Below are 26315 nucleotides of genomic sequence, written 5' to 3' on the forward strand. Positions count from 1 at the left end.
GCTGAAAAGTTCGGGTTTTCCCTACCGAACTTCTCCGGTTCCCTCGGTACCCGCGCCACGACGCGCAATCTACTGTTGAATTATGACTTCGACACCTTGGGCTCTGCCGGGCGCCAGAACCGGACGCCCGCCACTGAAATTAGGCTTCACACTGCTGCATTTGGCGGTGCTCGGCACCTTCGGCACCATCGGGCTTTCGCTGCTGATCGCCTGGCTGGCGATGGGCATCGGGCTGACCCCGCTGCTGGGCATCGGCCTGCTGGTATTGGTGGGCCTGCTCTACGCATTGTTCGCGGTGGCCCGCACCGAGATCCTGCGCATCAGCGGGCTCTACGGCATCGACGCGATCCCGCTGGGCTGGCCGGCACGCCGCGGTCCCGGCTTTGGCGGGTACGTGAAAACCCTGGGCCGGGCCTTGGCCGATGGGCGCATGTGGGCCTCGCTGGGCAGCCTGGTGCTCTCCTGCATCCTCGGCACGATCATGCTCGGTGTATTGCAATGGACAGTGCACCTGGCCATCATCTCCTTCGCCCCGCTCACCACTGTGGACACGGTCGCCGGGCCCTTTTCCCTGCAGACCCCGGCCGCCCAGGCACCCTGGCTGATGCTGCTGGCGATCGCAGGCGCCGGCATCGTGATCGGCACCGCGTTCCTGCACCGCAGCGTCACCGTGGGCATCATCGGGTCCTTGGCCCGCGAAACCCAGTTGACCGAACAGGTGCGCAGCACCACGGTGCAGCGTCAGGGAGCGGTACGCGCCGCCGAGGTGGAGCGCACCCGGATCGAACGCGACCTGCACGACGGCGTCCAGCCCCGGCTGGTTTCGGTGGCGATGACCCTGGGCCTGGCCCATCAGCAGATCGACAGCAACCCGCAGCAGGCCAAGGAATTGGTGGCGGAGGCCCATGCCTCCACCAAGTCGGCCATCACCGAGCTGCGCCAGCTTACCCGCGGCATCTACGCCTCCGTGCTCGATGACCGCGGCCTGGATGCGGCGCTGTCCGCGGTGGCCGGACGCTCCCGCATACCGGTCCAGCTCGATGTGCAGCTTGAAGGGCGCTACCCGCGGGTGGCGGAGGCGGCCATGTACTTCGCCATCGCCGAAGCGCTGACCAATGCGGCCAAGCATTCGCGGGCCCAGCGCTGCCAGGTCACCGTGCGGGTACGCGGGCACAGCGGGCAAGAGCACTTGTGGGCGCGGGTTGAAGACAACGGCGTGGGCTCGGCCCGCATCACCCCCGGCGGCGGGCTGGATGGCATCAACAACCGGGTGGTGGCTGCCGGTGGAACCCTGCAGCTCGACAGCCCGGCCGGCGGACCAACAACACTGGAAGTGAGCGTGCCATGCGTGTACTGATTTGCGAGGACTCGGTCCTGCTGCGCGAAGGGCTGGTGCGCTTGCTGGATCACAGCGGGCACCGCGTGGTCGCCGACCTGCCCGATGCCACCGGGCTGATGGGCTTTTTGGGCACGGCGTCCGAAGCGGACTTCCCGCAGATCGCCATCCTGGATGTGCGATTGCCGCCGAGCTACACCGATGAGGGGATCCGCGCGGCCTTGCAGGTGCGGGCCAAGTACCCGGATCTGCCGCTGCTGGTGCTCTCCCAATATGTCGAGGAACGCTACGCCTCGGAATTGATCTCCACGCAATCCGGATCCATCGGCTACCTGCTCAAGGACCGGGTCGCCGACGTCAACGAGTTCCTCGCCTCCTTGGAACAGATCGCCGCGGGAGGAACCATCCTGGACCAGGAAGTCGTCGCGCAGCTCTTGACCCGTCGCAACCACGAGGAGCGGATGCAGCGGCTGACCGATCGGGAACGCAGCGTCCTGGCCGCGGTGGCCGAAGGAAAATCCAATCAGGCAATCGCCGCGCTGCTGTTCCTTTCGGAAGCCAGCGTCGAAAAATACATCACCTCCATCTTCCAGAAGCTCGGCCTCGAAGCCGATGGAACGGGCAACCGGCGTGTGCTGGCAGCCCTGGCGCATATACAAAACCTGGGCAGCAACAGCACAGAGAGGAACGGATCATGACCGACACGCACACCACCGAGATGCCACCGCTTCCGCCGACGCCCGAAGGCAATCCGCGCGGCAACGGCACGGCATTGAATATCACCCTGGCCGTGATCGGCGGCCTGGTGATCCTGACCCTGCTGATCAGCTCCGCGCGCAGCGCCTTCGCTGCCCTCAATCGGGATAGCACCACCCAGAACGCCAGCGTCGAGGGGGTCAGCGGCCTGCAGATCACGGCCGGCTCGGGCAGCTTTGACCTGCGTTTCGCACAGGTCGATGAGGCCACGCTGGAGGTGGACAGCTCCAATTCCCGGGACTGGGAACTGAAGCGCGAAGGCAGCAGGCTCGTGGTGGATTCGCCGGATTCCTGGGATAACTGGTGCTTCTTCGGCTGCGGTTCCTACGAGAATACCGCCGTGCTGACCCTGCCCGAGTCGATGAATGACGGCAGCCTGGACGCCTCCTTCGAACTGGCCGCCGGGGACTTCACCGCCGTGGGCTCCTACAAGAACCTGGCCATCGAGGTGGGCGCCGGCCAGCTGGATATGTCCGGCACCGCGCAGAGCGCCAAGGTCCATTTGGGCGCCGGCCGGGCCGAGGTGTCGCTGGAAGATGTCAAGCAGGCCGAATTCGATATTTCCGCCGGTCATTTGAGCGGTAGCCTCTCGGGCACGGCGCCACAGGACATCACCGCGAACGTGAGTGCCGGAGCCTTGGAACTGGAGCTGCCCGATGGCACCTACGATCTGCGCCAGAATGTCGAGGCCGGTGACGTGAGCAACCTGCTGGCCACGGACATGGATTCGCCGAACAAGATCTCGGTGGATGTCTCGGCGGGCCGGGCGGCCTTCTACCCGCAGGATTCGGGCCTCAGCCCGTGGGAGCACTAGCCTCCACCTGGCAACAGCGCGAGCCGCCAAGGATTGTGAATCCTTGGCGGCTCGCGCTGTTGTTGGTTGTTGCAGCGGCTAGGCCTGCTTGTTCTTCAACGCGGCCAGACGCGCTTCGACCTCGGACAGGTCCGGGGCCGCTGCCTCCAGCTCTGGGCCTGCCGGCGCCTGCTCGATGACATCTTCGGGATTGTTGCTCGCCTTCAGCGCGGCCAGCCGCGCATCAACCTCGGTGGCTGCGCCCAGATCTTCGAGCTGCGCGAACTGCGCGTCCAGCGATGAGGCGGCCAGTTCCTGGGCGCCACGGACCTTGGCCTCATCCTGGCGGATCTTCTGCTCAAAACGGCTGATCTCGCTGGAAGGATCAGAGACGTCCAGGGCCTTCAAGGTGTCCATCATCTGGGACTGCGTCTTGGCGTTGCGGGCGCGAGCCACCAGTTCATCACGCTTGGCGACCAGTTCCTGGCGCTTGGACTGCATGGTGTTCAGCCCGGTCTTGAGCTTGTCGACCACTTCGCGCTGGCTGCTCACGGTGGACTGCAGCGAGACCGCCTTCTTTTCCGCCGACATCTGGCGCTGGATCGCGACGGTGGCCAGCTGGTTGAACTTCTGCTGGTTGGCAGCGTCCTGCGCGGCAGCGTATTCGTCGGCCTTGTTGGAAGCCGCCACGGCCTTGGCGCCCCATTCGGTGGCTTCCTGCTGCAGCTTGGCCAGGTCATCCTCGGCCATGCGCAGATTGCCGATGGTCTGGGCCACGGCCTGCTCGGCCTGGGCAATGTTATTGGTGTAGTCGCGGACCGTCTGGTCCAGCATCTTCTTTGGATCTTCGAGGGCATCCAGTGCCGCATTGGCATTCGCCTTGCCGATTCCGAAAATCCGAGCCCAAATTGAGCGCTTCTGTGCCATGGTGCGTCCCCTTCATCGTCCTTTGCTTAAAAGCTTAGGGGAAGAGCGCGCGGCTCAATAACCGAGGGATGCTTTAATGAACCTAGGCGTCGAAGTGCCGCAGAAACCGGCCCGGCGCATCGAGGAACAGCCGCCAGTTGCTGACCATTTCCAGTTCGTCATAACTGGCCGCGCGGATCCCCCACTGGCCGATTTCGTAGATTGTCGCAGTCGGCAAGGAGGCGAGGATCGGCGAGTGGGTGGAAAGGATGACTTGGGATCCGCTGCGCAAGAGGTCTGAGATGTGCGAGAGCAACATCAGGCAGCCATTGAAGGAAAGCGCTGATTCGGCTTCGTCGAAAACCCAGAGCCCGTTGACGCTGGAGCGCTGGGTGAAGAATTCAATGAAGGATTCGCCGTGGCTTTGGAAGTTGTGCTTGCCGCGTGAGCCGATGGACCCCAGATAGGCGAAGAGTCCGTGCATGGTTTCGGCCCGCAGGAAGACGCCGGCCTTGGAAGCGCCGGCGCCGCGTTCCAGTGTCAGATGCGATGACAGCCCTGATTCGGTCAATTGGGTTTGGTGCATGGAGTTTTGCGTTCCACCCTCGGGATTTAAACCGAAGGCGCCGGCGATGCCTTCAACCAGCGTAGATTTGCCGGCACCGTTTTCCCCGACCAGCACGGTCAGCTGCCCCAATTCCAGGCCTTCATCCAGGATCTGGCGCACCGCGGGGATCTGGGCCGCCCAATCGGTGCGGTCCATGGGTGCTTTGGGATGCTCCGCGATTCGGCGCACCGGCAATGAATCAAAGAACGCGTTCATGCCCAGACATTATCAGCCGCGTACGACAGGACGAGTTGTAGGTGGCACTAGCTGCGCGTTGGCGTCAGGCGAATGAAGGTAAGGGTTGGGTGCGTGCCATGCCTGCAGTTTGGGCTTGGCCAAATTCACCTAGGCCGCTTCGACAAAAGAAGCGGCACTTGGCTTTCAGTTTTGATCCATTGACCGAATTCGGGATCTATATAATTTGCCAAGGCTACGAGGTCTTCAAATCTTTGATTCAGATCTGAAGCCCAGATTCGGTGATGATGACCTATCCTGTTTCGTAATTCGCGTAGCGCACCAACTTTTGTGCTTCCCAGAAGTTGATTACGTCCTTTCATATATGGGAACGCCGCAACGAGGTCTGGCCAGAGGAACATCTGACTTATTGAAACCATCTGGTGCCAAAACCCGAACGAGATCTCAGAGATGATCTGGCCTGGGTCCAAAGGCATACGATTTCTACGCACCCGAGAAATCGCTATGTCAATGTCGGCGTATGGATATCCATGAGTCCGATGTCCTCTGCCGGAGTCACGACCTAGCTCCCGTGACTCATCGAAGATCCAATTTCCTGCTCGTCCTTTGGCCTCATCCCGCAAGTTCATCTGCCGGTCAATGGCATTTCTCAGCCCCACTTCCAAATCGCCCAGAGACGCCCAGAACGCCGCGGATATAGCAGAGTTCCATTCATAAAGGAGCATCGCGCGGTTTTGATCTTCATGGCACTCAAGTAGATAGTGCCTGAGGCGCGCTGCCCCTAAATGAAACTCGCAAAAAGTCCCAGGAATGTAGACTGCCCAACAATATCCACCTCGACTATAATCGAAGGGAACATCCCGGAACCGTCCCTGTAGTCTTTGCAAAAGACTGATCAAACGGCCGGGATTCTGCTTTTAATTCATGTTCTCAGTGGGATGGAAATGTCCCACAGACTGTGGGACATTTCCATCCCACTGAGGCCAACGCGCGACAAAGGCTCCCATGTACTGCAGGTTGCTACGCGACAGACCGGTCATTTCGGGAAATGCTCGGCGCAAGTCGTCCGCTAGTCGTGCGATGACGGCGTTGCCCCACCCCTGACGTTCCTGTTCTTCCAAAATTCGCTGACCAATACTCCAATAGAGATCAATCAGTGCACTGTTCACTGCTCGCTGGACCTACCGTTGGGCCGCGAAAACCCTTGTTTTTAGATCACCCAGAAACTGTGAATATCCCACAGGGATCAGCTCATCATTCTCTGACATATCCCAGAGCGTACTGCCAAAAACAACGTGAATGAGAATTTGAAGTCACTTGTGGACAGAACACCGGTTGCTCGATATTGCCTTGCGCAATCTCATCTACCTACAAATGAGCCTTCCGATTCGGCGCACTACTCACCCCGGACTTCGTATTGAGCAAGCAACATTGAACGCTACAGGGATAAGCCGGATCTTTGAGTCAGCTCAGGAATTCTAACCGCCGATCGGCAACATGTTCCGGGCGAAGAACTCGCTGATTTCCTTGCGGGCATCCAGCGGGAAGATGCCAGCAACATACTGATCCGGACGGACCACGACGATGGCGCCGCTCCGGCTGACTTCGCGTTCTTCGAAGATGTACCGTCCATGACCTGCGGCGAATACCTGGTTAATGTCATGCAGTCCGTAGGGAACCTTCAGCGGCTGGAAGATCTTCGGCACATCATGCAATTCCACCTCGGTGTAGTCCTGCTGGTAGATGGCCTTGGTATCGAAGACCGCGTCTTGATCCCCATCAACCGGAGTGTAGAGGTTGCGCGGCGAGGCGGAGTCCTTCTCCCACCAGGTGGCGAACTCTGCCATGGCGGTGCCTTCCAAGGCCGGAGCCGCGGCATCGGCGAAGGCGTAAATGCGCCAGCGTCCATCGGCCTCTTGCAGGTGGCCCAGGTGGCGCCAGCGGTTATCGGAACGGCGGATCACCTCGGCGGATTTGAACCTCTTGCCTACCGGGAATCCTGCGGCCAGATCCTGGTGCTCCAGACCGGTGGTAATGGCCGATTCAGTGTACTGGGTCATGAAGCCAGCTGGGAACTCCATGGTCTTGGTGTAGTACTTCTCCAGTTCGTCCGGGTCCTCCCAGTCGTCTACGGACTTGGCCATCAGCGAGGACCATTCCTTGTCGAAGTCGATGAGGTTCTGGGCAATGACCTTGCGCTCTTCGGCATAGGTATCCAGCAGCGTTTCCGGGGCGCGGCCTTCGAGCACCGCGGCGAGTTTCCAACCGAGGTTGAAGCCGTCCTGGATCGAGACGTTCATGCCCTGGCCGGCCTTGGCCGAGTGGGTATGGCAGGCATCGCCCATGATGAAGGCATGTGGGCTACGGGTGCCGCGTTCTTCATCGGACACGTCATCAAAGCCGTCGGTGATGCGGTGGGCTACTTCGTAGACCGAGAACCACGCGACGTTCTTCACGTCCATGGTGTACGGGTGGATGATGCGGTTGGCGGTGGCCACGATGTCTTCGACCGGAGTATTGCGGATGGCCCCGGCGTCCTCCGCGGTGAGCTCGCCGAGGTCCACGTAGAAGCGGACCAGGTAGCCTCCTTCGCGCGGGATCAACAGGATATTGCCCGCGTCGTGGGACTGGATGGAGCATTTGACCTGGATGTCCGGGAAATCGGTATTGACCATCACATCCATGACACCCCAGGCATGCAGGGCGGAATCGCCGTGGAGCTTGTGGCCCAGCGAGCGGCGCACCTGGCTGCGGGCGCCGTCGCCGCCGACCAGGTACTTGGCCTTCACGGTGCGCTCTTCGCCAGCGCGTTCTCCGGCAACATACTTGATGTGCGCGGTAACCGGGTAGTCGGCGTCCGGGTCGATCTCGCAGCCCAGGTATTCCACCCCATAGTCCGGGGTGACCTTGCCGGGGGCGCGTTCGGCATCGCGCAGGAAGTAGTCCAGGATGCGCGACTGGTTCACGTAGATGTGGGGGAATTCGCTCATGCCGGTGGAATCATCGGCTGCCCGCGAATGGCGCTTGATGTTCTGCGGGTTTTCGGGGTCCGGGGTCCAGAAGCACATCTCCACATTGCGGTAGGCCTCTTCGATGACTTCGTTGGCGAAGCCGAAGGCCTGGAAGGTCTCCACCGAGCGGGCCTGGATGCCGTCAGCCTGGCCGACTGCCAAACGTCCCGGTCGCATTTCGATGGCGCGCACGTTGATGCTGGGGAAACGGGAGAGCTGTGCTGTCACCACGGAGGCTGCCGGTCCGGTGCCGACAATCAGCACGTCCATTTCGTCCGGGATTTCTGTTGCCCGGTTAATTCCGTAGCCTGCGGCTTCTTTGACGCGTGGATCTCCCGAGACATATCCCCGGTGGTGAATCTGCATGGTGTGACTCCTAGTTCCGTGCCACAACAACTTCATTGTCTCTATAGTTGCGACACTGTTCTAACTATAGATACAAGTGTAGCGCGAATGTGACCTCTTACACCATGCTCCGCCACTCTTTTCCGCGAAGCCACCCCTGACCATGCCTGTTTTGAGCACAGCACCGGCAAGCCGCCCACGTAACCAAGGGTTCACGCGGGGCCGACGTAATTTACGTGCCGGACACAGAAGCGCCGAACCCGGCGAAACATCGGCTCCATAAGCTCAGGCACATGACAGCGACGAATGAACAACAGCAGGCACCGGCCATCACTTCCGGCGGAACCAGTCAGGGGCAACTGAACGCCGCCAAGGAATCCCTGGAGGACTACACGCTTCGATTCGCCCCACGTTCCTACCGCCGATGGGTTCCGTCGGTGGTGGCCACCAGCGCCCTGGGCGGCATCGCCTACCTAGCCGACTTCTCCATCGGCGCGAACATCGCTCTGGCCCACGGCACGGCGAGCGCAGTCACCGGCGTGCTGATCGCCGCGGTGATCATCTTCGTAACCGGCTTCCCGCTGGCCTACTACGCGGCCCGCTACAACCTTGATCTGGATCTGATCACCCGCGGTTCCGGTTTCGGCTACTACGGTTCAATCGTCACCAACGTCATTTTCGCCACCTTCACCTTCATCTTCTTCGCCCTCGAAGGCGCCATCATGGCCCAGGGGCTGGAACTGGGCCTGGGCATACCGAAACCGCTGGGCTATGCGATTTCAACCCTCATGGTCATCCCGCTGGTCATTTACGGCATGAAAACCCTGGCCAAGCTGCAGGTCTGGACCACGCCACTGTGGCTGATCCTGATGGTTGTCCCCATGGTCTACCTCGTCGCCACCCACCCGGAATCCGTCGATACCTTCGTGAACTACGCCGGCGAGCAGGGCAATGGCCAGGGCGTGAACTTCGCTTCGGCCATGCTCGCCGCAGGCGTTTGCCTTTCCCTGATGGCGCAGATCGCCGAGCAGATCGACTACCTGCGCTTCATGCCGCCCAAGACCGCCGCCAACGCCCGCAGCTGGTGGACCGCCGTGATCCTCGGCGGCCCGGGCTGGGTCATCTTCGGTGCCATCAAGCAGATCACCGGCATGTTCATCGCCGTCTACCTGATCGCCACGCTGGACCCGCAAGCTTCGGCCACCGCCAATGAACCGGTCCACCAGTTCCTCGGCGTGTATCGGGAAATGATGCCAGCCTGGCTGGCCATGAGCCTGGCCGTGATCCTCGTGGTCATCTCGCAGATCAAGATCAACGTCACCAACGCCTACTCCGGTTCGCTGGCATGGACCAACTCCTTTACCCGCGTCACCAAGACCTACCCGGGCCGCATGGTGTTCGTGCTGGTGAACCTAGGGATCGCACTGATTCTCATGGAATCAAACATGTTCGATTTCCTGAACACCGTGCTCGGCTTCTACGCGAACTGCGCCATGGCATGGGTGGTCACGGTAGCCAGCGACATCGCCATCAACAAGTACCTGCTCAAGCTCTCCCCCAAGGTTCCGGAGTTCCGCCGCGGCATGCTCTACGCGGTGAACCCGGTGGGCTTCATTTCGATGCTCGTCTCCGCCATCGCCTCCATTGCAGTGTTCTTCGGGCTGCTTGGCCCGCAGATCCAGCCTTTCAGCCCGCTGGTGGCCGTCGGCCTGGCACTGCTGCTGCCACCGGTGCTGGCCATCATCACCAAGGGCCGCTACTACCTGCGCCGCGGCGATGACGGCATCGACAGCCCGCTCCTGGATGCCGACGGCAACCCGAGCGATAAGCTGTACACCTGCTGCGTGACCGGCCTGCGCTTCGAACGCCCGGACATGCTGGCCTCCGCAGTGCCCGGCCCTAACGGGGAGAAGCAGTACATCTCCTCGCTGGCCCTGGCCACCGACCGCACCGGCGAGCACCTGCTGCCGGCTGATCCACCGATCCGCTAATTCAGGACCCCGGTTCGAAATGATCAATCTCCACTAGAGGCAGGCTAAACGACGTAGCCAGCCTCCAGTGTTTCTTAAACGACCGATATGAAATTCCGCATTCCCGCAGTGAGCTAGGCTGTGAGCAAGAAAATGAACACTGCCAGAAGTACCTTGCCGGGCCAACGGCGGGCGGGATGAAATGATGAAGCAATGACCAAATCCACCGAAGGCGGATCCCAGACCTTGGGCCGCGGGCTCGAAGCCCTGACCCTCATTGGCGAATCGGCGGCACCCATCAGCGTGGCCGAACTGGCTGCCCAATTGGGGATCCACCGTTCCATGGCCTACCGCCTGGTCAAGACCTTTGAACAGTACGGCTTTGTTGAGCGCATGCCCTCCGGTGATTTGGAACTCGGCGCACGCCTTGGCGCTCTGGCCCGCAATGTGGCCAAGTCCCTGCAGTCGGCAGCGGCCCCGCATTTGGCCTCGGTATCCGATGAACTTCGAATGACCGCGCTGCTCGTAGTCTTCGACGGCGAAGCTGCCGTCACCTTGAGCACCGCCGAGCCTCGCATGGCCGATGCCACGGTGGCACAGCGTCCGGGAACACGTCACCCCATTGATAATGGAGCGCCGGGACGGGTCATCCGCTCGCAGCTCAACCCGGAGCAGTATCCGGCCAAGGCCTTTGAGTTCAGCCACGACGAGGTGATCCCGGGGCTTCATTCCATCGCCGTACCGCTGCTGTTGCCGCAGGGCAAGCCGGCGGCCATTGCGGTGATCTACCCGCCGCTGGAATTGGATGAAAACCATATCGCCCAGGTACTCGCCACAGCCGCCGAGCGCATCTCTGCTGCTCTGGGAATCCGGCTGAAGTAAATACCTGAGCGATGGGTTGTACTGGTTTATCGCCTACGCGGTGCAGGCTTCATTGGAGCATCCGGCATCACGCGGCTTGTAGGTTTCCGTCCCTTCGACCTTTTCCCACACAACGTGACGATGCTGACCGCACCGCTCGCATGAAGGAGCCAGGTAGGTGGCCCGCTCTTCCATCGTGTATGTCCGAAAATCACCCATCAGAACCTCTCCTAAACCAGCCTCGGATCAAGGATCCGGGGCATGCTGGACCTGCTTGGTGCCTACACTCTACGCGCGGATCGCATCACCGGCTAGAGTCGATTCCAAACAGTTACCCACACCCCGGCAAGCAGCATTACTGATGACCTGCGACACTGGTGCCGTGCCCCAGCACAAGCCGCTTCGCTACCCTTCGTACGCCCCGGAAAGAAGACGTCATGAGCACCTCTGAACAAAAGCTTCAGCGACTGAAAGAACGCATCGCGCTGCTGTTGAACAAGGCGGAAAACACCAACTTCCCGGCAGAGGCCCAGACCTTCCAGGAACACGCCGAACGGCTCATGGTCCGTTATGGAATTGGGCGCGCCGAATTGGATGCCCAGCCCATTGGTCCTGGCAAGAAGAAGGAACCAATCGTTGAAGAGCACTTCGATATGCGCGGCACCTACCGGCTGGGCCAACGCGACGGGCTGTCCTCCGTTGGCCATGCCTTCAGGACCGTCACGATGTTGCAGACGAACTATTCGAACTTCTGCCGTTTGTACATCATCGGCCACGAGTCCGACGTGAGCACCGTGAAAAATCTCTTCTCTTCATTGGTGATCCAGGCCAGCGTGGCGATGAGCCATTGGTGGAGCGAAGAAGGCAAATATCTGGCATGGGATCGGACCGATTCCGAAAAGGTCATCGAGCGCCGCGAGTTCCAGCGCAGTTTCTACCTGCAGGTGGCCGAACGCATCCGCGGGCTCTACCAGGAAGAAAGCCAGCACAGCGGCAGCGGCACCGAATTGGTCCTGGTGAGTCGCAAAGAGCAGGTCGATGACTTTGTCAGCGAAAAATACCCGTTTCTTCGCCGCAGCCGAAACCGCGCCGCCACCGGCAGTTTGAACGCTGCTTTAGCTGGCCGGGTCGCCGGCAGCCGAGCCGATCTTGGTTTTGGAAAAGACGTCGAATTCAACGGGACCGCGGGAGAAGTAGCCAGCTAGCACGCAGGGCGTCTACGGATTTTGAAGGCGTGCGTTCAGCCGATCCACCTCGTCCAAGACGTCCACAGCCGCCCAAGCACGATAACGTTTGCTCTGTGAAACAAGAGTGAGCACCCCGCACTCCACGAGTTGGTCCAACGCATAGTAGACAGATGTTTCTTTGACGCCAGCAAAAACCGAGGCCTGGTACGAGTCGATCACGGGATAATCTAGCAACTTTCCAATGATCTTATCCGCCGCGCTATTCCGGCTAGTGCCAGCAAGCGCGCGCCATTCATCGGGCAAGGCGCGTAGGGCTTCGATGGATTCATTCGAGGATTCAACTGCGTGGATAGCTGACCGGCACAGGTAGAGAACAAATTCGGTCACTTCTCCACGTCTGTAATTGTTGACGAGTTCAAAGTACCGACTTACGTTTGCCACCATTGCTGAAGCAATTGGGATGACAGGACCCGTTGTCAGATTCCGTCTTCTCAGAATGGCTCCTATGAGAGCGCGACCTATTCGACCGTTTCCGTCGGTAAATGGGTGAATAGATTCAAACTGGGCGTGAGCTACCGCAGCTTGGACCATAACGGGAACGTCGTCACGATTTGCGTACTGAAGCAAATCCTCAAGCAATTCCGGCACCATCTCGTAAGGAGGTGGGACATGTACTGCGCCACGCGGCGAGTAGTCTGAACCGCCTATCCAGTTCTGTACGTCACGAATTTTGCCGGCGTATCTGGCGTCGACTGGGTCATCTTTCATGAGGATGCGGTGCGCTTCAAGCACCGAGTCCAGAGAAATAGCTCCGTCGCTAGCACGCTCAATCATCTTTTGAATAGCCATCGTGGCTGCGACTATTGAATGGGCTTCTTTGCTTGCCTTGAGCCCAGCAGTGGCCTTTGCGAAGTCATTACGTTCGGCATTAACATGTTCGATTTTGGAGGATGAGACCGCTTCACTCCTCAGAAGAAACCCACTAACAGCTGCCAGCTGATGCCCAGATTCATTGTTGAGCGACGCAATCTTGGCAGTCGCCTTCTCCGATTCCAGAATCACTTCCATTGTCGGCGCATAGTCCAACGAAGCGATTTTTGGCGGGATAGCTACCTTGATCTCGTCGACCATCCGGTCTTCGCGTGGCACTCTACCGGCGGGGGACCATGCTCGGGTCTCTTCTTCATGAGCCGGCCAATTCATGGTTCTCCCTGAAAAATTTTTCGAGTTAGGATTTCTTACTCTAAATTTTACCCCAAAATTCCGAGTTAGATTCTCTAAGTGGGAATTTTCGGTGGATAGGTCTCAACGGGCTCGCCCGTGAAAGGTAGAGGTACGGCAAAGGGCCGTCCCGAAGAACGACCCTTCATGCCAGCCGGAGATTAGCCCAGCTTGGCGCGAACCATCTGCGAGACAGCCTTGCCATCAAAACGGCCAGCAATTTCGGCGCCAACCAATTTCATCGCCTGGCCCATATCCTTCATGGTCAGCTCATGATCCGCCGCGAGCTCAGCCATGACCTTGTCCACGATGCCCTGGGCTTCTGCCTCATCAAGCATTTTCGGCAGGTAAGTCGAGATGAACGCCGCCTCGGCCAGCTCCCGTTCCGCAAGATCCGCACGACCGTCCTTGGCAGCCAGCGCCGCGGTTTCCTCGCGATTGCCCACTTCCTTGCGCAACAGGTTCTCGACGTCCTGGTCGTTGAGTTCGCTGGGGTTCTTGCCCGACTTCTCCCTGGTGCCAATGGCGCTGAGGATATTGCGCAGGGTGGTTTTCTCCAGCTCGTTTCCTGCCTTCAGGTGGACGATGCTGTCTTCGCGCAGTCGATCTTTCAAACTCATGGGGGTCTCGCTTTCAAAGTACGTGTGGTTGAAACTCTACCCGCTGGCAGCTCTGATTCTTTCCCGCTTTGGTACGGTAGCTAGATGAAACCACTGCGGCTTGGCACGATCATCGCGATACTCGTTCTCGCAGTGGCCGTCGTGCTTCTCTGGAAGCCATGGGATGTGCTCCAGCCCTGTAGTGCGCCCGAGGAGTACTGCGTTCTGGCTTCGGAGCTGGAGCACCGGGAAGGCATCGACTCGGCTGAGGTCGGTTTTGAAACCACCGCCATCGATGCCAAAGACGGAAACTCTTCACTGGCGTCATGGACCGTGGAACTCGATGAAAGCCTCGATGCAGAACAAGCCGGCGAGATAGCGCAGTGGGCTTCATCCCGGATACGGACACTTGCCAGCGAGCAGTCCAAGGCGCACAGTTCGCTCCGTTTTGTCGCCGGGGAGCCGCAAGATTCAGCTATCCCGGATCTCGTGCTGTACCCGCTCGATGTCACCGACAGTGACGAGGTCAAAGAACGCATTATCCAAGCCTTTTCCCTGCTCAAGCTCGGAGCCCACAGCGTGGGACAAGGTTCCGCCGTGGCAAGGGACCTGCCGACGCTTGAGATCCTGGGCGATTACGCTGCCCAGCAGGAAATGCCCGTCACCCTGGCGCTCGAAGACTCTTCGCTGAGGTACAGCTCGGATCAGCGTTTGAATACCGCCGAGTTTGATCTGGCTCTGGAAGCAGCCGGCCTCGATGGGGTGGACAGCGTGGTCTTTGATTCCGGTGGGCTATCGCTGCACACAAATCAAGAAGAAGATTCCCAAAAAACCGGCAGGCTCAAAGACTGGTTGTCCCAGCATGCGCCGCTGGATGAACCGGTCGCGTTTACCCTCAGCAGCGCAGGTTATGCGAAGGTGACCGAAGGCTGGGTTGGCGGCAAGCTGCCTGAATCCCTCATCGCCCGCCCCGCCCGGTTGCCCGATGGCGTGGCACCGTGGCCGAAGGATCCTTCGGCCCCAGCCTGCGCCGCAGATGATGTGGAGCTGTCCCTCGGTGCTCCGGATGCCGCGGTGGGCTCCAGATACATGGCTTTGTATGCCAAGAACATCTCCACTGGATCCTGCGCAATCCAGGGATACCCGCGGATAGAATTCCGCAACGCCCAAGGAGAGCAGCAGAAGGACATGGCTATCGAACCGATGGCAGACATCAGGGCCCAGCGCGTGGTGATCCCCGCGGGCGACAGCGTCTTGTCGGCCCTGAAGTGGAAGGCCATGTCCACCGCCAATGACCCGGATGAAACGACCATGCTGAGCGTTGCGGCGAGGACAGGTTTCGGGACGGTGGAGCTTACTCCAAGGCAGGGTGATTCGCCCGTGAGCCTGGATATCCTCGACGGCGGCCAAGTCGACCAAAGCCCCTGGCTCCAGGCCCTCGATGGCTGGCCGGTTCCCAGTGCTGTCGGCCAGCAACCGTCACGAGAACGTCCCTGAGCCCAGGATTACTGGGCGCGCGGCGGGAACTTCTTGTACTTGCGGTAATGGTTGACCGCATTCAGTACCAGGTAGAGCTTGCGGCGTGGGTTGTTTTCCGCCGAGTACTTCAGCGGGTTGGATACCTTGCCCGCCTTGAGAAGCGCGGCGGCCTTCTTGCCGGTCTCGCTGTCGAGGAATCGGCGCAACAGGTGATGAGGCAGAACGGTGAAGAGCTGCTCTCGGCGTAGCTGCAGTATCCCGGCCGCGGTTTCCATGACGGCGTCGGTGTGCGGATCAGCAGCATCGAAGTCGGCGCCGAGGAACTCGGTGACGTAGAAACGCGCCGGGTTCACGCCAGCAGCGGTGAGGTAGAAGTGGTTCCGGCCCAGGCGCGGGTTGATTTCGAAGAACTTGATCTTCCCATCCCGGCGGTCATGCTTCGCATCGATCATCGCGATGCCGCGCCAGCCCAGTTCTTCGAGCATGCGGGCGCCATCGGCGGCCATCTGGTCGTTCTGCCCGGTCACGATTGCGGCCGAGTTGCCCAGTACCAGCGGCGCATGCTCCTCGATGACCACTTCACCGTAGCCGGCAAAGATGACCTTGCCGTCCTGGGTGGCGAAGTAGGTGCATAGGCGCATGGCGTCGTCCCCGCCGGGGACATATTCCTGCAGGATGTAGCCGGAACTGTAGCCGCTGCCATCGATTTTGCCCAGCAGGGTTTCCAGCTCGGCGCGGGAGTTGATGGTGTGGATCTTCTGCTTGCCCTCGAACTTCGCCGCGATCCAGTCCCCCGAGCTGGAAGGCTTGCCGATCACCGGATAGGTGAGGTCCTTGGCCATGCTTTCCAGATCGGAGCCCGGATAGTACACGGCGGTGCGCGGGTGGGCGATGTCCAGCTTCTCGGCCAGGGCGTAGAAGTTCTCCTTCAACGCGGCCGCTTCGATGGTCTCCAATTCCGGGTAGGGAATCACGTACTGGGCTTCGAGCTGCCCGCGGTGCTTGGCAATGAGCATGATGTGGAAGTCCAGCGATCCGAAGAGCATCAGCGGGCGCCCGGATTCTGCCTTCAGCTCGGTGGCCAGATCCCGCAGCGCCGCCACGACGCGGGTCTCGTCAGCCATGGAACCGATGGGGCGCAGTTCGATGGCTACCGAATGCTCGATGACCCCGTTGCCGGCGGCAGGGAGCACGACCGAACGCACGCCGTAGGCCTCGTAGAATTCGCGGGCCAGGGTGTAGGTGCCGATATCGCCGCCGAGGATGACGGGGACGAATGGCTGGGTTGGATCAATTGCCACAGTGCTGGATTCCCTACTTCTTGCGCCAGTTCATGTACTTTTCGAAGGCCCAGGCCAGTGGCTTGTTCAGCGCCAGGTCCCACTCCCCGTTGGTCTGCACGATGTCGCATCCGGTATTGGTCTTGAACTTGGTCAGGCCCGAAAGGTGGTGTTCCTTGTCCAGGGTGGCGCTCACACCGCCCTGGTCCAGGTAGCGGCAGCCGGCGGCGATGGAATCTTCCACCATGCGGTTCATGATGGCCTTGGGTGCGAAGATCTTGCGCTGCTCCGAGGAGGAAGCGCCGTAGAGGTACCAGGCCAGATTGGAGGATCGGATCACGATGGAGGCCGCGAGATCCACGCCTTCGTTGCTGGCGATGTAGAGGGTGCAGGATCCTGGCACCGCTTCGTTGAGCACACGATGCATGGTCTCGAAGTAGCTCAGCGGTCGGCCGGTGAATTCCTGGCGGTCTGCGGTGTGGTTGTACAGGGCATGGAAGCGGGCCATGTCCGCGGTGTCCCCCACCTCGATTTCCAGGGTGCTCTTCAGGGCCTTGCGGGTCTCGTTGCGGGTAGTGGCCGAGTAGCTGGCCATCACCTGATCCACGTCCAGCTGGTTGCCTTCTTCATCCTGCAGGGCAACGCGGGCCACGTATTCCGGCTGGCCTGCGCCGAAGTCCAGTCCGACGTCTTCCTTGGTGAAGCCCAGGTCCAGCAGGGCGTCGTTCAGCGCCAAGGCTTGCTCGGAGCTGCTCTTCAGGTCCAGGTCGGCCAGCTGCGCGAAGCCTTCTTTGCCGAGGTTCTTGCGTACTGCCGACGCGGCCCAGGTGCGCACTTCGCGGCCCGGTCCCATTTTCAGCTGGAAGGCGCCACGGTTCTTGAGGTAGGCAGCCAGCGGGCGGATAACATTTTCTGCGGGGTGGGCCTGGAAATCGATGACCGGGCCGTCGGGGACGTAGGCCAGGGTCTTCTTGATGACCGGGGCTGCGCGGTGCAGCACCAGCGCGGTGCCGACCAGCTCGTCCTGGTCGAAGAATCCGAGGGATTCGCCACGCCAGCCGCCCTTGACGCGGGCCCATTCAGGACGCTGCAGGAAGCTGACGTCGCGGGCGGTTTCAAGAAAGGCTGAGTGTTCGGCGCTGGAAATCGGACGCACGTGCAGGTCGTTGTGGCTCACGTGTGAAATCCTATCGTGCTTCCCCTGCTTGTGCGGGGAGATAAGATACCCCCTGGGGGTACTTGACTTTATACCCCCTAGGGGTATTATCGAAGTATGGATACCACCCAGAATCCGGATGCCCAGGCACAGCATCACGGTTATCACGCGGACAAGTCCGCACTGGAACGTCGCCTCAAGCGCATCGAGGGCCAGGTGCGCGGCGTCGCCAAGATGGTCGACGAAGACAAATACTGCATCGACATCCTGACCCAGATTTCTGCCATCAACGCGGCATTGCACAAGGTCAGCGTGCAACTCATCGATGACCACATCGGCCATTGCGTTGTTGATGCCGCGAAGTCCTCCATCGAAACCGGAGACCCGAGCATCGTCCAGGACAAGATCGCCGAGGCCACAGCTGCGATCTCCCGACTGGTGCGCTGAGAGCGCCCGGACCCCGAAGTCAGATTCACACAAAATTCATCGAAAGAGAGCAAGATCATGAGCCACAACTGCAACTGCGGATGCTCTTCCGAGAACAGCACCAGCGCTACCCGGGGATTGCAGATCACCACGCGTGATCAGGCCACCGCGCTCACCACCCAGACGGAGATCAAGATCTCCGGCATGACCTGCGGCCACTGCGTCTCTTCGGTCACCGAAGAGCTCAAGGAATTGGCCGGCGTGCAGCACGTCGACGTCATCCTCGACGCCCAGGGCGTTTCCACCGCCACCGTCACCGCAACCGAGAAGCTCAGCGAATCGAGCATCCGCGAAGCCATCGACGAGGCCGGTTACACCGTCGAAGCCATCAACGCCTAGCTCCACCAGCCAGGCGCCAAGCCACCAACCAGTGGCAGGAAAGTGCAAGGTAGAACAATGTCTTCCCACGCGCCAGAACACGCGCTGCCCGAATCACGCACCGTCGACCTGGATATCCAGGGCATGACCTGCGCATCGTGCGTGAACCGGGTTGAACGCAAACTCGGCAAGCTGCCCGGGGTCACCGCCTCGGTCAACCTCCCCCTGGAGACCGCCAAGGTCCAGGTGCCGCGCGAGGTCAGCGACCAGACGCTGATCAGCACCGTAGAGGCCGCCGGCTACACCGCCACGCTGAAACAGCCCGCGGCCCATGGACACGAGGACCATGGCGAGCATGCCGGGCATGAGCATCTGGTCCCCAACCACCTGTTGCTGCGTCTGATCATTTCCGCGGCATTCAGCATCCCGCTGTTCGTGATCTCCATGATCCCGGCAGCCCAGTTCCCGCACTGGGGCTGGGTAGCCTTCGCGCTGGCGACGCCGGTAGTCTTCTACGGTGCCTGGCCGTTCCACAAGGCCGCGGCGATCAATGCCCGGCACCTCTCGTCCACCATGGACACCCTGGTCTCCCTGGGCGTGCTGGCCGCTTACCTGTTCTCGGCCATCCAGCTGATCCTTGATCCGCAGATGACCGCACACACCGGCATGGCGATGAGCGAGCACGCGCTGTACTTCGAAACCGCCGGCGTCGTGGCCACCTTGCTGCTGCTCGGCCGTTATCTGGAGCATCGCGCCAAGTCTTCGGCCTCGGATGCGCTGAAGTCCCTGCTCAACCTGGGGGCCAAGGATGCGGTGGTGCTGCGTGATGGCCAAGAGGTCAAGATTCCGGCAGCCCAGCTGCAGGTCGGCGAACACTTCGTGGTGCGCCCGGGCGAGAAGATCGCCACCGACGGCACCGTGGTTGAAGGTTCCAGCGCCGTGGATACCTCGCTGCTCACCGGCGAATCGGTGCCGCAGGAGGTCAAGGCCGGCTCCGAAGTCACCGGCGCCACCTTGAATACCTCGGGGCGGCTGGTGGTCGAGGCCCAGCGCGTCGGCTCCGCAACGACCCTGGCGCAGATGGGCAAGCTGGTCTCCGAGGCGCAATCCGGCAAGGCTCCCATCGCCCGGCTGGCGGACCGGATTTCCGCTGTCTTCGTGCCAATTGTTCTGGCCATCGCGCTGCTCACCTTCGTGATCTGGTGGCTGGCGAGCTCGGATCCGTATCAGGCGTTCAGCGCCGCGGTCGCCGTGCTGGTCATCGCCTGCCCTTGCGCCTTGGGATTGGCGACTCCAATCGGCCTGCTGGTCGGCACCGGACGGGGCGCCCAGCTGGGCATCTTGATCCGCGGTCCGCAGGTCCTGGAGGACACCCGCAAGCTGGACACCATTGTCCTGGATAAGACCGGCACCGTGACCACCGGCGTCATGGCCCACGTGGGGACCTTCCCGGCCGCTGGGGTTGATGCCGATGGAATTCTCGCATTGGCAGCTGCCGTCGAGCACCACTCGGAACACCCGATCGCCCAGGCCATTGCCCGGGCCGGCGCCCAGCGCGGCCCGCTGGCTGAGGCCACCGATTTCCGTTCGGAACCCGGCGGCGGCGTCATGGGTGCCGTTGATGGCAAGAAAGTCGTTGTCGGCCGGCCCAGCTGGCTGGAATCCTCGGGAACGGTACTGGATTCCGGGGCGCACGCGCTCTTGTCGGAGGCCGAGGCGGCCGGAGCCACGGCGATTCTGGTCTCCGTTGACCAGCAGTTCCAGGCCGTCATTTCGGTTGCGGACCAGATCAAGGACTCGTCCGCGGCGGCCATTGCCCAGTTGCAGGAACGCGGCCTGCGGGTGGTCCTGCTGACCGGGGATAACCTGTCGGTGGCAACGAAGGTGGCGGCCAAGGTCGGCATCGATCCGCAGGATGTGTTCGCCGGGGTCTTCCCCGCAGATAAGGCCAAGGCCATTTCCTCCCTGCAGGATCAGGGCAAGGTGGTGGCCATGGTGGGCGATGGCGTCAACGACGCTCCCGCCCTGGCCCAGGCCGATCTGGGCATCGCCATGGGGTCAGGCACCGACGTGGCGATCGAGGCCGCCGACATCACGTTGATGGGCAATGACCTGCATCAGGTCAGCGCCGCCATTGATCTCTCGGCCAAGACCTTGGCCACGATCAAGATGAACCTCTTCTGGGCTTTCGCCTACAACACCGCCGGCATCCCGATCGCGGCCTTGGGTTTGCTCAATCCGATGATTGCTGGCGCCGCCATGGCGGCCAGCTCGGTCTTGGTCGTCGCCAATTCGCTGCGCCTTCGCAGCTTTGGCAGGTAGCTGCCAGCCCTCCCGGCGATGAACCAGCGCAGAAATGGCGTGGACACGAGAACCAGTTCTCGTGTCCACGCCATTTCTGCGCGTGCGATTTGCATCACATCGAACCTTCTGCGCATAATGTGATGGAGGTCACCATGAGTGCGCGAAGGGCGAGACCCGCCCTCGCCATGGACTGGCGACGCAGGAACAGGCTTGGCCCAGTAGTCGGGTTCAAGCAGCAGCTCTCTGGTCGCTTCGCAGATCACCAAGCTGCATGGGTGGCCATCGGTCCCAGCGCAACGAGCTGGCCTTGCCTTTCCGGGGCACGGCGGATCAGTCGCTCTTGGCAAAGTAAGTTGCCATGCGCCACGCCATCCTCCTGGAAGGCAGCCAGCTCGAGTGCCGCTGGGCCCAGATCAGCCTCCGCGTCCGGCACATCCGGCAGGCGTCTGCCGTTTGCCTGCTGATCTGTGTGACTCCCTCCTGCGCGCTGCCGCCTGGGTCGTGGAGTCAGCAGCCGGGCGTGGTTTCAGCGCTCACACCGGCGTGAGGCCAGCGCCCCGATGAGGATGCTCTGCACCGCCCCCACCCCGGCGCCCAGCGCGGTCATGGCCACGCGGTCAACGAGCAGGCTGGCAACGGGTTCAGGACTGACCAGATGGACCATGGACAAGGCGGTGACGGTCACGAAAACCATCCCGAGGGCGTAATTGCGCAAGATCACCAGCTCGATGCAGACCTGGCAGGCAATCGCCGCCACCAGGATGACCCAAATCGGCGGATCGAACACCAGCACGCTTGCGGCCAGCAGCACACCGACACACGTGCCGACGCTGCGCTGCAGTCCCCGGGCCACCCGGGCATAGGCATCGACTCCCGTTACGGCCGCTATTGCCCCGAGGCTGGCCCAGTACCAATGGCCGTCGCCGAGCAGTGCGGCGGCCATCCCGGCCAGCAGCACGCCCACTGCCATGTGCACCGAGGCGCTCACGGCCCGGGGCCCGGGCGCCCAGGTGAAGCCCGCGCGCAGCGTGTGGCCGAGATTGGCCCGGCGTAGCGAGAGCCCCAGCATGAACACCAGGCTGAAGAGCATCGTTCCGCCGCCCACGAGCAGCACCCCGAGGAAGGACGAGCTTGTGGCCGGGATGGTGATGCAGGCGCCCCCGGCGAAGACCGCAAAAGTCGGGCCAGGGGGCATCCAGCCGGCGGCCTGCGAAACGTAGTTCGCACCGAACCCAATCGCCCCGAGCACCAGCGCGCAGATGATGAAGGGCGCATGGATCATCGAGAAATAGGTTCCCAGCAGCATGGAGGCCACCTGCACCAGCCCTACCGAAAGCTGCTGCCAGAATCGTGGCGCGTAAGCAGAGTAGCGCCCGAAGACCGCACCGAAAGCTCCAAAGGCCGCATACATCGCCCAGTCCAGGTGGCCGCCGACGGCGACCAGCACCAGCGGAACACCGAGGGCGATAGCGGACTTGGCGGCCGGAATCACCGAAGGCCGCGGCGGGGCCACCACCACGGCCCGGGTGAGCACCTCTTGGACATGCCGTTTCATGCGCCCGCCCGGCCTTCCTGGGTGGCGACCAGCTGGAGCAGCGAGCGCAGGGCCTGCTGCTGCTGGGCATCCAGCGCACCAAAGACCTCTGCCTCGCTGCGTTCGGCCGCGGCCGTGGCCCGGGCGGTGAATTCCTTGCCCGCCTCGGTCAGGCTGATGATCTTGCGGCGGCGATCCAGCCGGTCGACGCTGCGCTCGAGGATCTGCCGGTCGGCGAGCTCATCAAGGTAGGCCACGAGGTGGCCGCGGTTCAGCTGGGAGCGTTTGGCCAGTTCATGTTGCGCCATCGGCCCGAATTCGGCCAGTGCGCAGACAACCATGAAGTGGTTGCGGGTCAAGGACTCCGATTCCATGAGTTCGGTCAGCTCCCGGGTGCCGATGCGTCCGGCACGGGATGTCAGATAGCTCAGGGAGTTCCATTGGAACTGCGGAATCAAGAAGTCGCTCATCCCTCCAAAATATCAATTCATGGGGAAACAATTTCCTACGGAGTCATTTTTTGGCGCAACTCACACCGAAGTAGCGTTCAGGGTTTGCTCCAATTCGAGATCATTGAGCATGAACCTGGCCCCTTGCTCACCGATCAAGATGGACGGCGCGTTGGTGTTGCCGGTAGTAATCTTCGGCATGATCGAGGCATCAATGACCCGCAGCCCACGAAGACCGCGCACCTTGAGCTCGGGATCCACCACGGCTTTCCCATCGATTCCCATGGCACAGGTACCGACCTGATGGTGGTAGGTCACCGCGTTATTGCGAATGTACTCTTCCAGCTGCGCATCATCCTGGACTTCAGGCCCGGGATAGATTTCCTGCGCGCCCCAGGCTCCGGCAAGGGCATCCTGCTGGACCATCTGGCGGCACTGCTTGATGGAGAAAAGGAACGCTTCCATGTCGCGCCGGTCGGCCAGGGCGTTCAAATCGATATTCACTGGATCATCCAGGCCCGGTCCGCTGAGCGTGAGTTCGCCTCGGCTATACGGGGTGACAATTCCCGAATGCAAGGTGAATGCGGTGCCATCAACCGGTTCCATGCCCGGCGAATACATTGGCACGGCGAAGAAGATCGGCTGGGTATCAGGAATCTCGAGATCCTCCCGGGACTTCGCAAAGAGGTGCGACTGCGAAACCGAGACACCTTGGCGCGGGGCCGGGATATCCCGCGTGGTCGTTGTGGCGATCACCGGGGCCAAAAGGTGATCGTGCAGATTCTTGCCCACGCCCGGCAGATCATGAACGGCCTGCACTCCGGCTTCCTGCAGTTCGGCCGCCGGGCCGATACCCGAACGCAACAGGATCTGCGGGGAACCCAAGGCGCCTGCGCTGAGCACCACATGATCCGCGGTCAGCTGGTGCATCTGCCCATCTTGCCGGTAGTTGACCCCGGTGACCGCGCCGTCCTCGACTATCACCGAGTGCACTTCTGCCCCGGTAATAATGGTGGCTTGCCCGCGCACCGGCTTCAGGTACGCCTTCCAGGTATTGATCCGCTGCCCGTCAACGATATTGACCTGCTCCTTGGAGACGCCATCGAGCGTCCCGGAGTTGTAGTCGGGATTGAAGGGAACACCGGATTCTTCGGCCGCCTTGATAATCGAGGCGTGGATCTCATCGAGCTGGTAGTCATTGTCCACCGGGATGGGCCCGCCGGTACCGTGGACAGCGCTGCCGCCTCCGGAGAAATCCTCGATGTCCCGGTAGACCGGCAAGACCTTGTCCCACGCCCACTCAGGACCGCAGTCCTGGGCCCAGCCATCGAAGTCCTGCTGCGCGCATCGAACCCAGATGGTCGCGTTCAAGGCATGGGAACCGCCCAGGACCTTGCCGCGCGGCAGGTGCACCTTCTTGCCAGCGGTGCCCTCCATGGGCGTGGTGTAGTAGTCCCAGTCGTCCGGGCTGTGCCACAATTCGCCCAGCCGGGACAGGTCGTGGATGGCGGGATTGGTGTCTTCTCCCCCGGCCTCGAACACGGTCACATCGGCGCCGGCATCGATCAACCGGCGGGCAACCACCGATCCTGCCGAACCAGCACCGACCACAATGACAGATACCTTGCCCACGGCAAACCTGCTTCCCCTATTTCCGGCGGCCCGCCTCGGTGTGGACCGCGAATCCTAGGATTCAGTGTGCCGTGGATCACAGGAAGAATATTGCCATTGCGTGCAGCGTCATTGCCATCGAGCGCACAGGACGCCGCGGTGATCACTGCCCTTTGCGCAAGGCCCGCAGTTCGTCAACACGCACCAGCACCACGCCAGCGACAATCAGCAGGCCGCCAAAGAGCTGCACCAGTCCCGGCAATTCCGAGAGCAGCAACCACGCCCAGAGCACCGCGAACAATACCTCGGTCAGCGAGATGAAACTGGCCACCTTGGAGCCCAATGCCCGTGCCGCCATCACCCCGGTGGTGTAGGAGAACACCGTGGCGATCATGATCAGCCCGACCAGGGCAGCCCACCAAGGAGTCTGGAATCCGGCGAAGGATCCGCTGCCTGCGGCAAAGGTCATCGGGAGGATTCCCGAGGCGCCTACCAGCAGCATCGTGATGGCCCCTACGGCCATGCCGCCTGCGGAGAGCATGATCGGCGGCAGCGCCCCGTCGACCTTGGCGCTGATGAAGAAGTAGACGGTCAGCCCGACGGCCGCCCCGAGACCCCAGAGGACTCCAATCGGATCAATTTTTGAAGTTCCGGTCAGATCCAGCACAGCGATCAAGCCCAGCAGGGACAACAGCGTCCCGGCTATGGTGGCTGCCGAGGGCCGCTTCTGATGCCGCACCCACAGCACCAGGACGATAAGCACCGGAGCCAGATACTCAAGCAACAGTGCCACACCCACATCCAGCCGCTGCACGGCCAAGAAGTAGCACAACTGGCAGGCTCCCACGCCAAAGAGGCCAAAGAGCAGAATCGACAGCCAATTGGTGCGCACCAGCACCCATCGTCCACGCATCGCCAGAACAGCCGGGATGGCCAGCACTACTGCTGCCCCGGCCATGCGCGCGGCGACCGCTGCGGTCGGGCTCCAGCCTGCTTCGAACAGGCCCCTGGCAAAGGAACCGGAAATTCCAAAGGCCGCTGAGGAGGCCAAGGCAATCCAGATTCCCCTGGCTTGGCTGCCGCCGTGCGCTGGTAGTTCCCGGGCGCCTGCAGGCAACTGCGAGCCGGTGGTTTCGCTCATGGGTGTGGATGTCTTTCACGAAGAATTCAAAGCCCCGCACAAGGGGCAACAATGCCTATGGGCATGACGATACGGTTAGGCTTGAGAGGCAGTCAATCCACCCCTCGCCCAGGAACGAATTATGACCTTTGCCCCCGATATCGTCGCTTCGCTGAAGAGCGTCGTGAACCTCTTGAATACCGAGGTGCAGATCGTCGACATGCTCTCCACCGTCGCTGATCTGGACGAATTCCTCGATGCCGAAAACTTCGAGGGGTCCCGCGCGCACAACCAGGCGGAGCTGCGTTCCATCCGCCAGCTGCGCTCCCAGCTCAAGGGCGTCTGGACCGGCAGCGAGGAAGAGGCCGTATTCAAGGTCAACCAAATCCTGCGCAACGCCAATGCCCAGCCGCAGCTGGTCAAGAGCGAAAAGCTCGGATATCACCTGCATGCGACCACCACCAGCACGCCGTTGTACGACCGCTTGGCGGTGGATGCCGCCATGGCGCTGGCCGAAGTCATCCGCTCTGGCGGCATTGAGCGGCTGCGGATCTGCGCTTCTGCCGACTGCCGGAATGCCCTGCTGGATCTCTCGCGCAACCGCTCGAAACTCTATTGCGATATCGGCAACTGCGCCAACCGCGAGCACGTTCGCGCCTACCGAGCCCGCAAGGCCGGCAAGTCTTCCTGGTAGAGCTCAACTGCTGGCGAACGCCACGGCGCGTTCTCGCATTAAACCCCATCAGCACCCTATGATGAACACACCACCGGCACATCGGTGGTGCAGCAGT

23 protein-coding genes are annotated in these 26315 nt (G+C 61.5%); 11 read left to right on the plus strand and 12 right to left on the minus strand.

Annotation, left to right across the window (positions count from 1 at the left end; all coding sequences use genetic code 11):
- The first annotated feature begins 82 nt into the window (after nucleotides 1-82).
- The 3 genes from OF385_RS14305 to OF385_RS14315 are packed head-to-tail and all read left to right on the plus strand — an operon-like array spanning nucleotide 83 to nucleotide 2906.
- Nucleotides 83-1357: a sensor histidine kinase gene (locus tag OF385_RS14305; protein WP_264275978.1), complete on the plus strand. Its 1275-nt coding sequence runs from the start codon at nucleotides 83-85 to the stop codon at nucleotides 1355-1357.
- Nucleotides 1345-2034, plus strand: a complete 690-nt coding sequence (locus tag OF385_RS14310; RefSeq protein ID WP_264275979.1) for a response regulator transcription factor — start codon at nucleotides 1345-1347, stop codon at nucleotides 2032-2034. The genes OF385_RS14305 and OF385_RS14310 overlap by 13 nt, the downstream gene beginning before the upstream one ends.
- Nucleotides 2031-2906 (plus strand): DUF4097 family beta strand repeat-containing protein, encoded by an 876-nt coding sequence (locus OF385_RS14315; protein ID WP_264275980.1) that lies wholly within the window; start codon nucleotides 2031-2033, stop codon nucleotides 2904-2906. Before OF385_RS14310 ends, OF385_RS14315 begins: the two co-directional genes overlap by 4 nt.
- A gap of 78 nt (nucleotides 2907-2984) precedes the next feature.
- Here the strand turns inward: OF385_RS14315 and OF385_RS14320 are convergent, their stop codons facing one another.
- From OF385_RS14320 to OF385_RS14335, 4 genes are all read right to left on the minus strand, one after another.
- The gene (locus OF385_RS14320) at nucleotides 2985-3812 is read right to left on the minus strand and encodes a PspA/IM30 family protein (RefSeq protein ID WP_264275981.1); all 828 of its coding nucleotides are present in this window, start codon (nucleotides 3810-3812) and stop codon (nucleotides 2985-2987) included.
- A gap of 82 nt (nucleotides 3813-3894) precedes the next feature.
- Complete coding sequence (locus tag OF385_RS14325; RefSeq protein WP_264275982.1) at nucleotides 3895-4614, minus strand: AAA family ATPase; 720 nt, start codon at nucleotides 4612-4614, stop codon at nucleotides 3895-3897.
- Nucleotides 4615-5510: 896 nt separating this feature from the next.
- A complete protein-coding gene (locus tag OF385_RS14330) occupies nucleotides 5511-5762 on the minus strand; it encodes a DUF1016 N-terminal domain-containing protein (RefSeq protein WP_264275983.1) in 252 nt (83 codons plus the stop codon).
- 309 nt (nucleotides 5763-6071) lie between these two features.
- Nucleotides 6072-7970, minus strand: a complete 1899-nt coding sequence (locus tag OF385_RS14335) for an FAD-dependent monooxygenase (protein ID WP_264275984.1) — start codon at nucleotides 7968-7970, stop codon at nucleotides 6072-6074.
- Nucleotides 7971-8242: 272 nt separating this feature from the next.
- Here OF385_RS14335 and OF385_RS14340 point away from each other — a divergent pair, with 272 nt between their 5' ends.
- The 3 genes from OF385_RS14340 (at nucleotide 8243) to OF385_RS14350 (ending at nucleotide 11985) form a co-directional block, all read left to right on the plus strand.
- Entirely contained in the window at nucleotides 8243-9940 is a 1698-nt protein-coding gene (locus OF385_RS14340; protein WP_264275985.1) for a purine-cytosine permease family protein, read from the plus strand.
- A 192-nt stretch (nucleotides 9941-10132) separates the two neighbouring features.
- Complete coding sequence (locus tag OF385_RS14345) at nucleotides 10133-10801, plus strand: IclR family transcriptional regulator (RefSeq protein WP_264275986.1); 669 nt, start codon at nucleotides 10133-10135, stop codon at nucleotides 10799-10801.
- Nucleotides 10802-11217: 416 nt separating this feature from the next.
- A complete protein-coding gene (locus OF385_RS14350; protein ID WP_264275987.1) occupies nucleotides 11218-11985 on the plus strand; it encodes a DUF2786 domain-containing protein in 768 nt (255 codons plus the stop codon).
- Nucleotides 11986-11997: 12 nt separating this feature from the next.
- Here OF385_RS14350 and OF385_RS14355 read toward each other — a convergent pair whose 3' ends face one another.
- Nucleotides 11998-13098, minus strand: a complete 1101-nt coding sequence (locus tag OF385_RS14355) for a Fic family protein (protein ID WP_264275988.1) — start codon at nucleotides 13096-13098, stop codon at nucleotides 11998-12000.
- 251 nt (nucleotides 13099-13349) lie between these two features.
- Entirely contained in the window at nucleotides 13350-13808 is a 459-nt protein-coding gene (locus tag OF385_RS14360) for a GatB/YqeY domain-containing protein (protein WP_264275989.1), read from the minus strand.
- An 84-nt stretch (nucleotides 13809-13892) separates the two neighbouring features.
- Between OF385_RS14360 and OF385_RS14365 the strand changes: the two genes are divergently transcribed.
- Nucleotides 13893-15284, plus strand: a complete 1392-nt coding sequence (locus OF385_RS14365; RefSeq protein WP_264275990.1) for a DUF4232 domain-containing protein — start codon at nucleotides 13893-13895, stop codon at nucleotides 15282-15284.
- Between the two features lie 8 nt (nucleotides 15285-15292).
- Here OF385_RS14365 and OF385_RS14370 read toward each other — a convergent pair whose 3' ends face one another.
- A complete protein-coding gene (locus tag OF385_RS14370; RefSeq protein WP_264275991.1) occupies nucleotides 15293-16567 on the minus strand; it encodes a carbamoyl-phosphate synthase in 1275 nt (424 codons plus the stop codon).
- A 13-nt stretch (nucleotides 16568-16580) separates the two neighbouring features.
- Entirely contained in the window at nucleotides 16581-17723 is a 1143-nt protein-coding gene (locus OF385_RS14375; protein ID WP_264275992.1) for a lipid II:glycine glycyltransferase FemX, read from the minus strand.
- Nucleotides 17724-17819: 96 nt separating this feature from the next.
- Here OF385_RS14375 and OF385_RS14380 point away from each other — a divergent pair, with 96 nt between their 5' ends.
- The 3 genes from OF385_RS14380 to OF385_RS14390 are packed head-to-tail and all read left to right on the plus strand — an operon-like array spanning nucleotide 17820 to nucleotide 20828.
- Nucleotides 17820-18149, plus strand: a complete 330-nt coding sequence (locus OF385_RS14380) for a metal-sensitive transcriptional regulator (protein ID WP_264275993.1) — start codon at nucleotides 17820-17822, stop codon at nucleotides 18147-18149.
- A 57-nt stretch (nucleotides 18150-18206) separates the two neighbouring features.
- On the plus strand, nucleotides 18207-18527 hold the full coding sequence (locus OF385_RS16655; protein ID WP_319019141.1) for a heavy-metal-associated domain-containing protein: 321 nt from the start codon (nucleotides 18207-18209) through the stop codon (nucleotides 18525-18527).
- Nucleotides 18528-18584: 57 nt separating this feature from the next.
- Nucleotides 18585-20828 carry a heavy metal translocating P-type ATPase gene (locus OF385_RS14390; RefSeq protein ID WP_264275994.1) on the plus strand — a complete coding sequence of 748 codons (2244 nt, stop codon included), beginning with the start codon at nucleotides 18585-18587 and terminating at the stop codon, nucleotides 20826-20828.
- A gap of 508 nt (nucleotides 20829-21336) precedes the next feature.
- On the opposite strand, the gene OF385_RS14395 is transcribed toward OF385_RS14390, so the two are convergent.
- The 4 genes from OF385_RS14395 to OF385_RS14410 all read right to left on the minus strand — a co-directional run bounded on the left by OF385_RS14395 (nucleotide 21337) and on the right by OF385_RS14410 (nucleotide 25545).
- Nucleotides 21337-22365, minus strand: a complete 1029-nt coding sequence (locus OF385_RS14395; RefSeq protein WP_264275995.1) for an FUSC family protein — start codon at nucleotides 22363-22365, stop codon at nucleotides 21337-21339.
- Complete coding sequence (locus OF385_RS14400) at nucleotides 22362-22814, minus strand: MarR family winged helix-turn-helix transcriptional regulator (RefSeq protein WP_264275996.1); 453 nt, start codon at nucleotides 22812-22814, stop codon at nucleotides 22362-22364. The genes OF385_RS14395 and OF385_RS14400 overlap by 4 nt, the downstream gene beginning before the upstream one ends.
- A gap of 60 nt (nucleotides 22815-22874) precedes the next feature.
- A complete protein-coding gene (locus OF385_RS14405) occupies nucleotides 22875-24425 on the minus strand; it encodes a GMC family oxidoreductase (protein WP_264275997.1) in 1551 nt (516 codons plus the stop codon).
- Between the two features lie 142 nt (nucleotides 24426-24567).
- Entirely contained in the window at nucleotides 24568-25545 is a 978-nt protein-coding gene (locus OF385_RS14410) for an EamA family transporter (RefSeq protein ID WP_264275998.1), read from the minus strand.
- Between the two features lie 121 nt (nucleotides 25546-25666).
- Here OF385_RS14410 and OF385_RS14415 point away from each other — a divergent pair, with 121 nt between their 5' ends.
- Entirely contained in the window at nucleotides 25667-26218 is a 552-nt protein-coding gene (locus OF385_RS14415; protein ID WP_264275999.1) for a CGNR zinc finger domain-containing protein, read from the plus strand.
- The last annotated feature ends 97 nt before the right edge of the window (nucleotides 26219-26315 follow it).

The organism is Glutamicibacter sp. JL.03c (genome assembly GCF_025854375.1).
Classification (GTDB): domain Bacteria; phylum Actinomycetota; class Actinomycetes; order Actinomycetales; family Micrococcaceae; genus Glutamicibacter.